At 35.3% G+C, this 12,584-nt stretch carries 13 protein-coding genes and 1 riboswitch; of the genes, 9 read left to right on the top strand and 4 right to left on the bottom strand.

Annotation, left to right across the window (positions count from 1 at the left end; translation table 11 throughout):
• Positions 1-24 precede the first annotated feature (24 nt).
• Both CLV73_RS07865 and CLV73_RS07870 read left to right on the top strand, forming a co-directional pair.
• A complete protein-coding gene (locus CLV73_RS07865) occupies positions 25-516 on the top strand; it encodes a DUF456 domain-containing protein (RefSeq protein WP_100376287.1) in 492 nt (163 codons plus the stop codon).
• Positions 517-526: 10 nt separating this feature from the next.
• Positions 527-1,024: a hypothetical protein gene (locus CLV73_RS07870; protein ID WP_100376288.1), complete on the top strand. Its 498-nt coding sequence runs from the start codon at positions 527-529 to the stop codon at positions 1,022-1,024.
• Here the strand turns inward: CLV73_RS07870 and CLV73_RS07875 are convergent.
• The gene (locus CLV73_RS07875) at positions 1,011-1,652 is read right to left on the bottom strand and encodes a uracil-DNA glycosylase (protein WP_100376289.1); all 642 of its coding nucleotides are present in this window, start codon (positions 1,650-1,652) and stop codon (positions 1,011-1,013) included. The two genes, CLV73_RS07870 and CLV73_RS07875, sit on opposite strands and share 14 nt — an antisense overlap.
• 158 nt (positions 1,653-1,810) lie before the next feature.
• Positions 1,811-2,311, bottom strand: coding sequence for a GNAT family N-acetyltransferase (locus tag CLV73_RS07880; RefSeq protein WP_100376290.1), 501 nt, complete (start codon positions 2,309-2,311; stop codon positions 1,811-1,813).
• A 59-nt stretch (positions 2,312-2,370) separates the two neighbouring features.
• Between CLV73_RS07880 and CLV73_RS07885 the strand changes: the two genes are divergently transcribed.
• Positions 2,371-4,518: an endonuclease MutS2 gene (locus tag CLV73_RS07885; RefSeq protein ID WP_100376291.1), complete on the top strand. Its 2,148-nt coding sequence runs from the start codon at positions 2,371-2,373 to the stop codon at positions 4,516-4,518.
• Between the two features lie 6 nt (positions 4,519-4,524).
• Positions 4,525-5,016 carry a YcxB family protein gene (locus CLV73_RS07890; protein ID WP_100376292.1) on the top strand — a complete coding sequence of 164 codons (492 nt, stop codon included), beginning with the start codon at positions 4,525-4,527 and terminating at the stop codon, positions 5,014-5,016.
• A 49-nt stretch (positions 5,017-5,065) separates the two neighbouring features.
• Here CLV73_RS07890 and CLV73_RS07895 read toward each other — a convergent pair whose 3' ends face one another.
• Positions 5,066-6,628 carry a T9SS type A sorting domain-containing protein gene (locus CLV73_RS07895; RefSeq protein ID WP_100376293.1) on the bottom strand — a complete coding sequence of 521 codons (1,563 nt, stop codon included), beginning with the start codon at positions 6,626-6,628 and terminating at the stop codon, positions 5,066-5,068.
• Positions 6,629-7,106: 478 nt separating this feature from the next.
• Here CLV73_RS07895 and CLV73_RS07905 point away from each other — a divergent pair, with 478 nt between their 5' ends.
• The 3 genes from CLV73_RS07905 to CLV73_RS07915 all read left to right on the top strand — a co-directional run bounded on the left by CLV73_RS07905 (position 7,107) and on the right by CLV73_RS07915 (position 9,326).
• A complete protein-coding gene (locus CLV73_RS07905; RefSeq protein WP_100376295.1) occupies positions 7,107-7,769 on the top strand; it encodes an ATP-binding cassette domain-containing protein in 663 nt (220 codons plus the stop codon).
• A 33-nt stretch (positions 7,770-7,802) separates the two neighbouring features.
• Positions 7,803-8,600, top strand: a complete 798-nt coding sequence (locus CLV73_RS07910; protein ID WP_100376296.1) for a hypothetical protein — start codon at positions 7,803-7,805, stop codon at positions 8,598-8,600.
• 45 nt (positions 8,601-8,645) lie between these two features.
• A riboswitch (cobalamin riboswitch) is annotated at positions 8,646-8,826 on the top strand.
• Positions 8,827-8,942: 116 nt separating this feature from the next.
• Positions 8,943-9,326, top strand: coding sequence for an acyl-CoA thioesterase (locus tag CLV73_RS07915; RefSeq protein WP_072952759.1), 384 nt, complete (start codon positions 8,943-8,945; stop codon positions 9,324-9,326).
• Positions 9,327-9,458: 132 nt separating this feature from the next.
• Here the strand turns inward: CLV73_RS07915 and CLV73_RS07920 are convergent, their stop codons facing one another.
• Entirely contained in the window at positions 9,459-10,049 is a 591-nt protein-coding gene (locus tag CLV73_RS07920; RefSeq protein WP_100376297.1) for an HD domain-containing protein, read from the bottom strand.
• A gap of 313 nt (positions 10,050-10,362) precedes the next feature.
• On the opposite strand from CLV73_RS07920, the gene CLV73_RS07925 reads away from it, so the two are divergent.
• Both CLV73_RS07925 and CLV73_RS07930 read left to right on the top strand, forming a co-directional pair.
• A complete protein-coding gene (locus CLV73_RS07925; RefSeq protein WP_029295092.1) occupies positions 10,363-10,692 on the top strand; it encodes a PadR family transcriptional regulator in 330 nt (109 codons plus the stop codon).
• A gap of 11 nt (positions 10,693-10,703) precedes the next feature.
• Entirely contained in the window at positions 10,704-12,425 is a 1,722-nt protein-coding gene (locus CLV73_RS07930; protein ID WP_100376298.1) for a PspC domain-containing protein, read from the top strand.
• Positions 12,426-12,584: the final 159 nt, after the last annotated feature.

A 12,584-nucleotide genomic window follows, 5' to 3' on the forward strand; every position in this document is an offset into this window, starting at 1 on the left:
ATCTTGCATAGACAATTAAAAAAGATGGATACAGCATTAATCAATATTCTTTGTCTAATTCTACTGATCATAGGAATTTTAGGAACCTTTCTGCCTGTTTTACCCGGATTACTACTGAGTATCTGCGGATTATTAATTTACAAATTTGGAACAGATTCCGATTTACCGATGATCTATATCTGGGCTTTTGGCATCTTAACAGCTATTTCTGTGGTCCTGAGTTATGTAATTCCTGCGAAAACCACAAAAAAATACGGAGGAACCCGTTGGGGAAGCATCGGATCTGTGATAGGAACCATTGTAGGAATGTTTTTACCCATTCCATTAGGCTTTTTGATTGGTATGTTCGCCGGAGTGTTTATAGGAGAATTATTGCACGACAGCAAAGACATGAATAAAGCCCTAAGATCTACAAAAGGAGCTTTCATTGGATTTATTTACGGAACAGGCTTCAGCTTCGTAGTAGGTGTGGCAATGTTTTTGGTTGTAGTTTTGGATATGCTCAATATCATTTAAAAATAAAATTATGCTTAATAAAACCATCATACTCAGTTTAGGATTATTGTTTTTAATCAACTGCAATACCCAAAAAGAAACTAAAACCTCAACAAAAGTGGACACTGACGAAAACGGAGCAACTAAAGTAATCAATAAAGACGGTAAGGTCATCTATTTCAGCGAAGGTGAAAACAAATTCCTGAAAGAATACCAAATGAACGTTACCTTCAAAGGAATCTCTGAAGACAGCCGTTGCCCTAAAGATGTAAATTGCGTTTGGGCAGGAGTTGCCGTAGCGCAGGTTGAAGTAATGGGAACTGCAACGCGTCCTATGACTCTGAATCTTGCAAGTATTGATAACAAAGGTAGAAATTACAATACATCAGCAGAATTCAATGGATATACGATTTCGTTAATCGATGTTCAGCCTTATCCCGGAGCAGCAGAAGGAACAAAAGCGCTCAACGGAAAATACAAAATCGGAATTACCATCAAAAAAGCAGGAGAAAATCCTACCACGAAATAGGCTTCTTTCCTTTTGAAACCAGATATTCATTAATTTTTGAAAAAGGTTTGCTTCCGAAAAATCCTCTGTGAACGGAAAATGGAGACGGATGCGCAGACTTTAAAATAAAATGTTTAGCCGGATCGATGAGTTCGGCTTTTTTTTGTGCAAAAGCACCCCACAATACGAAAACCACATTTTCTTTTTTATCCGATATTTCTTTAATAATAAAATCCGTAAACTTTTCCCAGCCCAAATCTTTATGAGAATTCGGAGAATGGGCACGAACCGTAAGTGTAGCATTTAATAATAAAACGCCCTGTTTTCCCCAATCATCAAGTTCTTTTGAAGTTCTTACTACGCCCAGATCATCTTTTAGCTCAATGAAAATATTTTTAAGAGATGGCGGTGCGGCAACCTGCTCAGAAACAGAAAAACACAAACCATTCGCCTGATAATCATTATGATAAGGATCCTGCCCGATAATCACCACTTCAATATCCTCAAAAGGTGTAATTTCCAACGCTCTGAAAATCTGGTTTTTTGGCGGAAAAACTTTTGTCGTTGCGTATTCTTGTTTTACCTTTTCCCAAAGATTTTTGAAGTATTCTGTTTTTTTTATTGGGGCTAATATTTCTGTCCAGGTCATTTTTTAATTTGAAAATTTGAGAATGAATTAATTTGAAAATTCAAATCTATCCGCTTGTCATTCTGAATGAAACAAAGTGGAATGAAGAATCTCTCATCAGACACCAAATTTAACAATAAAAATTTAGATTCTTCCTTCGTCAGAATGACAGACGGGTCTTATTTCTTCAAGCTAAACACCAAATTGTCCGGAAAACCCTCATCTTCCCTCCCCTCTTCCAACACAAAATCATATTTTAAAAGAAGACCTTTAGAATTTTCATTGAATTTATTGGTCATAGCAACCATCTCCTGCAAATATAAATCATCAAAAGCAAAATCTACTACAGCTTTCAAGGCTTCTGACATTATTCCCTGTCTGTGATAATCGGGCAATAGTTCGTAACCGACCTCAGCAACTTTCCGATCTTCAGAAAAGTTATACAGGCAAATGGTTCCAATTAAATTCGACTGATCTTTAAACGAAATACCCCAATAAAATGATTGATTATCTTTAGTTCTTTCTTTAATGGTTAAAATAAACTGAAGCGCATCATAATTATTTTTCGGAGAATTTCTCTGCACATATTGATTGATGACTTCATTACTTCGTATTTTAAAAATATCCTCAACGTGATTTTCGTTGATTTCTTTTAACTGTAATCGTTCTGTTTCAATCATAAATTTTGTAAATATCTCAAATATACATAATAATCACATTTTCTCACTAAATTTGCATTGTGTATATAAATAAAGAAGATTTAAACGAATTAGAATTTCCGCAATTGCTCGCGGAAATTTCTTCCTTTGCGTATTCTCCGAAAACAAGAGAAAAAATTCTTCAACTTCGTCCGATGGAAATAGACGAGGCAGAACTCTCTTTGAAAAAAACTTCCGAATATTTATCAAGTTTTGAGAGTTCGAATGCGATTCCGTTTGATGAATATGAAGATATTGAAAGTGAGTTGAAACTCATGCTGATTGAAAATTACCGTCTGGAAAACAGCGCTTTCATCAAAATCAAAACCATCACGGAACAAATCGGGAAACTGCAGAAGTTTTTTCCAACCATGCCGGAAACCTTTCCTACTTTAATTCAGAATGTTTCTGTGTTGGAATTCAAAAAAGAAATTATTGATAAAGTTGATAAAGTTTTTAACCGTTTTGGTGAAGTAAAAAGTGAAGCTTCACCCATTTTAAAAGCTTTGAGAGCTGAAATACAGGTTGCCAAAAAAGCAATTCAGGAAAATTTCAATAAAGCTTTATTCAACTACGGACAGAGTGACTTTTTGGATGATATTCGCGAAACGATCATTGATGATCAGAGAGTATTGGCGGTAAAATCTGCCTATAAGAAAAGAGTTGCGGGAAGAGTTTTAGGACTTTCAAAAACGGGTTCTATCACCTACATGCAGCCGGATTCTGTAGTAAAACATCATTTTAAGCTTAAAGAAAGCGAGGAAGAAGAGAAAAAGGAAATCGACAAAATCCTTAGGAAATTAACAGCCGAGCTGGCGGAATTCCAACCTCAGCTTTGGAGATACCAGAAGTATATTTTCGATCTTGATTTAACAAGGGCTAAAGCTAAATTTGCTGAACTCATCAACGGAGTTTTACCGAAAATCAACCGTCATAAAACCCTACGATTACGAGAAGCTTTCCATCCTTTGTTATTTTTAAGAAACAAAGCGGAAAATAAGACCATTTTCCCTCAAACCCTGACTTTAACGGACCATAACAGAATTATCTGTATTTCCGGACCGAATGCGGGAGGAAAATCTATTACCTTAAAAACTGTAGGACTGCTTCAATTGATGATCCAGAGTGGAATTCTGGTTCCGACTCACCCGAAATCCGAAATGTTTTTCTTTGATAAGATCATGACGGATATTGGGGATAACCAATCCATTGAAAATCATCTTTCGACGTATTCATCAAGACTGAAGAAAATGTCGGGGATCATTCGTGAAGCGGATGCCAATACCCTTTTATTGATTGACGAGTTTGGAACAGGCTCCGATCCTGAATTGGGTGGCGCTTTAGCGGAAAGCTTTCTGGAATTCTTCTATGATAAAAAGAGTTTTGCAATCATTACAACCCACTACACCAACATCAAACTGGTTGTGGAGCAGCTTCCGAATGCTCAGAATGCAGCGATGCTGTTTAATGAAGAAACACTGGAACCGATGTATAAACTTGAAGTAGGACAAGCGGGAAGCTCATTTACTTTTGAGGTAGCGGAAAAGAATAAAATTCCAAGATTTATCATCCATTCTGCAAAGAAAAAAGTAGAACATGATATTGTGAATCTGGACAAAACGATCGTAAAGCTTCAGCAGGAAAAGTTTGAAGTTGAAAAATTAAAGTCTGATCTTGCGGAAAGAAAAGAATCTGTAGAAGACAAACGTGACAACCTGCAAAAACTGAATGAACAGCTTCAGCAGAAGTTGTACAATTTCCAGAAATTATATGAGGAAGAACACCGTAAACTACAATTCGGAAATAAGATTGAAACATTTATTGACAGCTATACGAAAGGGAAATCTAGAAAAGATGTGGTGAAGGATTTCGTAAAGCTTCTGGAGCAGGAGAAATTCAGGAAACTAGGTACAGACAAGGATGAAAGCAAGAAACTTCAGGTGGTGAAAAGAAAAATCACGCAACAGCTGAAGAAAGAAGAAGTGATCGAAAAAATTGCCGAAACCAACGAAAAGCTGGAAGAAAAACGCAAAACCGACCGTGCACTCTGGATGAAAGTAGGGCAACGAGTACGTATTTCAGGAAGTACAAGCGTAGGAACGATTGAAAAGATCTCCAGAAACAAGGTAATTGTGAATTACGGAACCTTCAAGACGACGATTGACGCAGATGAACTGGAAAGGATCTAATGAGAAATGATAACGGTAAATACGCATATCACTTTTAAAGATTTCCTGATGTTCAATGTGAAAAATTCATTAACAAGGATTCTTGTTTTTCCATTATTAGCTTTGATCTTTTTCGTGGTAAAGCAATTGATGGAAGAAAGTGAAGAAAGAGATATTTTAAGCTCTGCTTCGATATGGTTTCTTTTTGTATTTGTTTTTATTGTTATCCGTTCGTATTTCCGTTTAAAAAATGCTTTTTATTCCAACAAGAAAATTCAGGAAAATATTTCTTATACATTTACTGATGAAAATGTTCTGAACAAAGGAGAGACTTTTGAAGGAGAATTCGGCTGGGATACCGTTTATAAGGTTAAGGAAAACAAAGAATGGTTTTTAATTTACCAAACTGCTCATGTGATGAATATGGTTCCGAAGAAATATTTCAAAAAGGATCAGATTTCAGGGCTTAGAAACACCATCCGAAATAATCATGTGAAAGCCAAGCTTAGAAACGATTAAAAATCAAATCCAACATAAAAATAGAGCGTCATAATTGACGCTCTATTTTTTATTTTTTGATGAATTTTAATTTCATAGAATTTTCTTTGTCTTTTATCTGAATAAAATAAACTCCTTTTAGCAAATGGCTTACATTTATTGTTTTATTTTTAATTTTTCCTTCAGTTAATTTTTGCCCGGCTGCATTGTAAATTTCAAAACTTGAGTCGGAGGTAATTCCTGAAATATTTAGAATGTCAGCAACAGGATTGGGAAAAATGCTAAATCTTTCGAATTCGGTTTCATTCGTTGACAAAACTTCAGGTCCTAATTTAACCACCCAGAAATCCGGATAGGTTGGAATTCCATAATGAAGAGAGACATCACCGTCGTTAGAATATGAATATCCCGTCATGATAAAGCCTCCATCGGATGTCTGGCTCATTGACTGTCCGAAATCACCTAAACTGCCACCCATTGATTTTTGCCAGATTACATTTCCGTTATTATTAATTTTTACAATCCAAAAGTTTGCTGAACCTGCAGGATTTCCTGCTGCATCTCCATCATCCGATGAAGAATATCCGGCAAATACATATCCTCCATCCGACATTTCTTTAATAAAAGTAGCAACATCATTACCTGTTCCTCCTTTAGATTTCTTCCATATAATATTGCCATTTCCGTCCAGCTTGATGATCCAGGCATCATTAGTAAATAAATTTCCGTAGTGATCATGTACAAGACCATTCCCCGACCTTGAAAGTCCGGCAACCATATATCCCCCGTCTGATGTTTGTATTACAGATTGTGCATTATCGGTACCACTTCCCCCGAATGTTTTCTGCCATTGTAAATTCCCTGTACTATCCAGTTTTAACACCCAATAGTCATATTCACCATAGAGTTGCGTTACATCGCCACTGTTAGAATCTGTAGCTCCTGCAACAATGTATCCGCCATCAGAAGTTTGTTTGGCATCAAAAGCCAGTTCTGAATTATAACCACCAAATGATTTTTGCCATTGAATATTACCCGTATTGTTAATTTTTACCATCCAGAGATCTGTATTATTATAAGGCAAATGACCAACAGCATCCCCATCTGTAGAAGATGACTCACCTGCCACGATATAGCCTCCGTCTGAAGTTTGCTTGATTGAATATGCTACATCCTCACCATTTCCACCAATTGCCTTTTCCCATTGAATATTTCCGTTAATATCTAACTTAACAATCCAAAAATCAGAATAAACACTTCCGTGATATCCGGTGACATCACCGTCATTTGAGTCTGTTCTTCCGGCAACAATATAACCTCCATCTGAAGACTGCTGTATAGAATAAGGATAATCATAACCACTTCCCCCTAATGATTTCTGCCACTGAATATTTCCACTGTTATCCAATTTCACTACCCAATAATCACCTCCTCCGTGATTTCCTGTCACATTACCGTCCGTTGAAGGAGAATAGCCCGCTACAACAGAGCCTCCATCTGTAGTTTGACATACTGAAGTTCCCTGATCCCAATTGCTTCCTCCAAGGGTTTTCTGCCATTGAATAGCAGGAGCTGTTTGCGCTGTTATTACAAGTGAAAGCATGAATGCCAAAAGTGAAAATATATTTTTCATTGTTTATGAGTTATGAAAAGTAATTTAGAGAACTTACTTTTCTTCATGATTAATTATGGTCAAAAATAAGTTTTTTACAACAAAATAAATAATTTGAAACGGATGAGAATCAGAGTTTGAAAAATTTAAGTAAATAGTTTCAAAGCAAAAAGTATTGTTTCTATGAAATATCTAATTTATATATTTGAATGATAAAAATCAAAAATGGTCAAAAGTCTAAAGATTTTATGGATTTTCTATTTTAAATTGTTAATTCCTGCTGTCCTATTTTCTTTGCTCATAAATACACAGCTTGGTTTCACGGCCGGTAATTTCGGATTATGCTTTCTTCTCTTTTTACCGGCGTTCCATTTTTTGATATATGAATTAAGGTTAAAAGATGAATATTACTTTTATGCTAATTTCGGATTCTCAAGATTATTGCTTTGGGGGATTACAGTTATAGTAAGTCTAATTATAAATATAGGTTGCCAATTTTATGAGTAAACTACATATAGACAGTCTGATAAAATCTTTTAACGGAAAGACAATCTTAAGAGACATTTATCTTGGTTGTGAAACAGGGAAAATCGCAGGAATTTTAGGAAGAAATGGCTCCGGGAAATCTACTTTACTCAAAATAATTTTCGGAACAATGAAAGGAGATCATCAATATATAAGAGTTGATGATAAAGTTCTCCAAAATCAGTGGGACAGAAAAAATAAGATTGCCTATTTGCCACAACATTTTTTCCTTCCAAAAGGTATTAATATTAAAAATTTGATTCCAATTTTCTGCAATAAAGAAAACTCAGAAAAGCTAACTGAGTTGGATTTAATAAAACCCTTATTGAATGAGACTTCAAGAAATCTTTCCGGAGGTGAGAAGAAAATTGTTGAAGCCTTACTGATTATTTTCTCCGAGTCAAAATTCATTTTACTGGATGAGCCCTTCAACGGACTTTCTCCGAAAATGACAAGCGAAGTGCAAAAACTCATCAAAGAGCAATCCAAAGAGAAAGGAATAATCATTTCAGATCACCGATATCAGGAAGTATTGGATATTTCGGATGAAATTTATCTGCTTTCCGATTCTCATTTAAAATCCATTAAAGATTTAAAAGAATTGCAACGCTATAATTATCTCCCGAAAAACATTTAATTTATATATTTGAACTATCAAAAAATTTTCAAGATGATTTCTCTGAACAAAGCATTTTATATATCTATTTTCAGTCTTTTTTCTTTGGCTTCTGTAAAGGCTCAGAATAAAGTTCCTTTCGGAGTGGTAAAAGCAGAAGAAGGCTATGCAATGGTGCGTGTTCATAAAGATGATTATCGGAAAATCGTTGATAAAATCCGTATGAAAACCGGTGATGTGTTTGTCTATGTAAAACCTGCTCCGGGAGAAACAGAATGGATCTGGATCAAATATCCTGAAAAAGATGATACAGACAAACCTTTCGTAAGATACGACAGCATTACCAAGGAAGGGATGGTAAATAAAAACCGTATTGTTTTTGTAGACCAGTTACCTAAATTTACCCCTTCTAAATCTAAAAACGGGAAATCTTTAATTTTCACAGACGATACCAATCCTAAAATACCCGGAAACCAAAGAACCAAAGTTATTATTGACATTTACCCTTCTTATGCTCACATTAAGAAACAGGAAAAAGATGCTGAAGGAAATATCATTAAAATTGACAAACAGAAAACCTGGGGAATCGGTAAAGAGCTTCCAGAAGGAATGACTGAAATAAAGTCTATCCGTGTACAGCAACCGGGAAGAGGCTCCGTTTTTGTAAGGGATGCCATAAAAAACCTGTTTCAGCCTACGATGGATTTTGATAATGTAGGAGTCACCGCTTTAGATCAGGATCATATCTTCTTATATATGATTAATGGTTCCGGAGAAAACCGTTATGTCACCTTCTGGTCTATCAAACAGGGAGCGGCAATTAGTCAGATTATTTACAAAAACCCGGAATAATCTCTTAATTATTCTTATTTTTGCCTTCGAAAAAGTTTAACGACTTTATTCATCATAGAAATTGGTTCTGCTTAGCTGCTGATTAATAGGGAATCGTGTGAAAATCACGAACTGTCGCGCAACTGTAAGTAACTGAAGTCTTTATAAAATATTCCACTGTGCTACCGCATGGGAAGGAAATAGAGATGTTACAAGTCAGGAGACCTGCCTTTTTCTTTAAACAAAAAACTTTCGCGATCTGAAGTTTATTGATCTGATGGATTTTAACAGGTATATTTTATGTCCCTGCTATTCTTCTGTTATTTTAATCTATTTCATTTCGCCTTAATTTAATAATGAAATATGACTACAGAAGAAAGAATTGAAGCATCAGAAACCCGAATTTTCAAAGCAGTTTTCCCTAACACAACCAATCATTACGATACGCTTTTCGGAGGTACAGCGATGCAGCTCATGGATGAAGTGGCTTTTATTGCAGCTACACGATTTGCAAGAAAACGTGTGGTAACGGTAAGCAGTGATAAAATTGATTTTAAAAGATCTATTCCCGCAGGAACGATCGTAGAACTAATCGGAAAAGTTTCCCATGTCGGAAAAACAAGTATGAAAGTCAATGTTGAAATCTATACGGAACAGATGTATTCCTATGAAAGAGAAAGAGCTATTGTAGGGGATTTTACTTTTGTAGCCATAGATGAATTTAAGAAACCAATCTCAATATTATAAAAAAGGTTGCGGCGACCTGCGGTCGCCGCAACCCTATATTTTCAGCATGTTTATTATGAGTTTCGGCGGGCAAAGCCCGCCGAAACTTTTTATTTACCTTCCTTCATTGTGGACTAAAACTTATTTTACAAATTACCTCAACACCTTTTCAGATTCAAGGCTAAGGTTCAATAAATGATGGAAAGCCTCTCCCATTTCATCGGAAGCTCTTACGATGGCATTCTCCAACATATTTCTGATTTGTTTTTCCGTTACTCCGGCTTCTGTCCAGCTTTTTCCCGAAGTATGGGAATTCAGGATGAAAGGCATGATTCTGTCGATGGCACAAGCAAAAATGGCATCCGGAGTTTTTTCTTCCTCAAATTCAAGCCACAAATTAAAGAATTCCGTACGCAAAGGTTCATCTAAAATCCCGAAGATCTTTTGGGCAGAAAGTTTTTCTCTTTCAAATTTCCCTACCATAGCAGCTTCATCAAATAAAAATGTATCTCCTGCTTCAATCTCTACCAGATCATGAATGGAAAGCATTCTTATTACTCTCAATAAATCAATATCTGCCCTGTTTTTCGCGTAAGGAAAAAGAATCTGAGCTAAAATAATTATTTGCCAGGAATGTTCTGCCGTATTTTCTCTTCTGGTATCATCCGCATTATAGTTTCTTCTTTGTACATTTTTCAGGGCATCTACCGCCAGGATAAAATCAATCTCCTTCTGTATTTTCATTCTTTATTGTTATTTACATGATCATATTTTGAATTCATTTATAAAATGTCGATCAAAATTTCTGACCTAAAAATACGAAAATTTAAAATTTTTGGAAAATTTTAAGGCTTAAATAAAACTAAGATGAAAATCAACAAAAATTTATTTTACTGATTATCAATATTTTAAATAATAAAATTAAAAAATTACACTACTTTGTATTGCATAATACCATTTTATTTACATATCTTTGTAATGTAAAATCGAAATAGGATCAACTAGCTAGGTTCCGAACTTCGAAAATTATATAACTAATTAACAAAACTTATTAAAGATGAATACTGAAAATACCAAAGCGCAAATGCGAAAAGGAATTCTGGAATTCTGTATTTTAAGTCTCATCAATCATCGTGAAATGTATGTTTCCGACCTAATAGATGAACTGAAAAAAGGAAAACTGGATGTAGTAGAAGGAACACTCTACCCTCTTTTAACAAGATTAAAAAACGGCGAGTTCCTTTCATACAGATGGGAAGAATCTACAGGAGGACCTCCGAGAAAATATTACCAGATCACCGAAAAAGGTAAATTATTTTTAGATGAACTTCAAAATACCTGGAACGAACTAACAGATTCCGTAAACCAAATCACTCAAAAAAATTAAAAAACAAAGCTATGAACAAGACACTCTCAATAGGACTCGCAGGTTTTTCTTTTACCATAGAAGAACACGCATATATAAAGCTTAGCGATTACCTGAATGCACTGAGAAGCTCGCTGGATGCTTCGGAAGCTGATGAGGTAATGCATGACATAGAAATCAGAATGGTAGAAATCTTCAGAGATTCTTTAGGAAAACGTGAAGTAATTAATGATACTGATGTAGAAAAAGTAATTGCTCAGATCGGATCTCCAGAAAAAATCGAAGAACAGGAAGAAGCTTATTATTCTGAAAAAAACACAAAAAAAACATACTCTTCAGGAACTGAATATACGGATAAAAAACAATTGTTCCGTGACCCTGAAAGACAAAAAATAGCAGGTGTTTGTGCAGGTTTGGCTCATTATGTAGGAATGGACATTACAGCAATGAGAGCGATCTGGTTAGGGATTTTCATCTTAGGGATTTTCACAGCAGCCGTTTCATCAACCCTTGTTTTCCTACTTTACGTAATCCTTTGGGCGGTATTACCAAAAGCAGAGACAGCAGCAGATTTCCTGAAAATGAAGGGAAAGCCTATGAACTTCGACAATCTTAAGAATGAGTCTAATAAATTGGTACAATTTGCCAACGAATCTACTCAGAGGGTCGGAGAAATCTATAACGAGAACAAACCTTATATCAATAACGCAGGAAGTGGACTTTGGAATGTATTCCGTTATATCTTAGGTGGAATCTTCGCATTCATGTCCTTATCTTGTTTAATCGGAGTATTTGTAGTATTCGGCTTCATGGGAGCAGACAGCGACTTCCCTCCTGTCAGCGAAATGAATTTCTATTTTGACAATGACAGTATGAAATACATCATCATGGCATTGATCACCTTAGGAAGCTTGATTCCTGCAATGATCTTCGGATTATTAAGCATTAAATTAATTTCTCCTAAAACGAAATTAAGAAACACGGGATGGGTAATCGGAGCATTATTCCTTGCATTGATCTCTTTAGGCACTTATTTCGGAGTTAGCATGGCAAGACAGGAAATGTTCCTGAAAGGTCATAAGGAAGACACGGAAGAAGTTGCTATCAACACACAATCTGACAGTATTTATGTAGATGTAAAGCAAGTGACTATTCCTCAAAATTTCAAAGGGTACGATAACGATCTTTATTCCGATAAAATCTCTGTATTCAAAAAAGACTGGATCCATGTGGATGTAACAAGAAAAGCAGATATCAAAACTCCATATTTGATTATTAAAAAAGAAGCTAAAGGATATAATCTTCCATTAAATGTAAGTGTTCCGGTAGAGGTGATCAATAACAGAATCGTTCTTCCCAACTTTGTAAAATATCCTTATGAACACAGATTCAGAGATTACAGCATCGATTATGAATTGGTAGTTCCTTTGAAGACCATTGTACTTCCTGCAAAACATGATCTTATCAACTTTGATGGAGACTTAAATGCAGACGGAATCAATGATAACGATCAGGAAAAAGACGAAGACGGAAACATCAAGATTGAAAAAAACAAGATTACTGTAAACGGCTCTACCATTGAATATAATTCTGATGATGAAGACAGCATCATTGTAAACGGTAAAAAAGTGCCGAGCAACCAGGCTGACAAAGTAATTGATTCTATGAAAAACAGCATCAAGAAGATGAAAGGAGGTAATCTGGACATCAAAGTAAACGAAGGTAAAAACGAAATTTCCATCCAAACTAAATAATTAACTGCAGAGAGTGGCAGAAGGTGTGAATGAATAACACAACCGTTTGAAATTCACACTCTTCTTCTCTCACAGAAAATAAAAAATATAAATATTTAGTTCTCTATGTAAATAAAAATCTTTACATTTGTATAACAAAAAATCATAACCAAAAACACT

The sequence above is a fragment of the Chryseobacterium geocarposphaerae genome (genome assembly GCF_002797535.1).
Classification (GTDB): Bacteria; Bacteroidota; Bacteroidia; order Flavobacteriales; family Weeksellaceae; genus Chryseobacterium; species Chryseobacterium geocarposphaerae.

What these genes read in the sequence shown, in the direction of transcription:
- CLV73_RS07905 (WP_100376295.1), top strand. Translation starts at nt 7,107, where the DNA reads ATGAGTAAACTACATATAGACAGTCTGATAAAATCTTTTAACGGAAAG.
- CLV73_RS07895 (WP_100376293.1), bottom strand. Translation starts at nt 6,628, where the DNA reads ATGAAAAATATATTTTCACTTTTGGCATTCATGCTTTCACTTGTAATA.
- CLV73_RS07880 (WP_100376290.1), bottom strand. Translation starts at nt 2,311, where the DNA reads ATGATTGAAACAGAACGATTACAGTTAAAAGAAATCAACGAAAATCAC.
- CLV73_RS07930 (WP_100376298.1), top strand. Translation starts at nt 10,704, where the DNA reads ATGAACAAGACACTCTCAATAGGACTCGCAGGTTTTTCTTTTACCATA.
- CLV73_RS07925 (WP_029295092.1), top strand. Translation starts at nt 10,363, where the DNA reads ATGAATACTGAAAATACCAAAGCGCAAATGCGAAAAGGAATTCTGGAA.
- CLV73_RS07865 (WP_100376287.1), top strand. Translation starts at nt 25, where the DNA reads ATGGATACAGCATTAATCAATATTCTTTGTCTAATTCTACTGATCATA.
- CLV73_RS07915 (WP_072952759.1), top strand. Translation starts at nt 8,943, where the DNA reads ATGACTACAGAAGAAAGAATTGAAGCATCAGAAACCCGAATTTTCAAA.
- CLV73_RS07890 (WP_100376292.1), top strand. Translation starts at nt 4,525, where the DNA reads ATGATAACGGTAAATACGCATATCACTTTTAAAGATTTCCTGATGTTC.
- CLV73_RS07920 (WP_100376297.1), bottom strand. Translation starts at nt 10,049, where the DNA reads ATGAAAATACAGAAGGAGATTGATTTTATCCTGGCGGTAGATGCCCTG.
- CLV73_RS07910 (WP_100376296.1), top strand. Translation starts at nt 7,803, where the DNA reads ATGATTTCTCTGAACAAAGCATTTTATATATCTATTTTCAGTCTTTTT.
- CLV73_RS07875 (WP_100376289.1), bottom strand. Translation starts at nt 1,652, where the DNA reads ATGACCTGGACAGAAATATTAGCCCCAATAAAAAAAACAGAATACTTC.
- CLV73_RS07870 (WP_100376288.1), top strand. Translation starts at nt 527, where the DNA reads ATGCTTAATAAAACCATCATACTCAGTTTAGGATTATTGTTTTTAATC.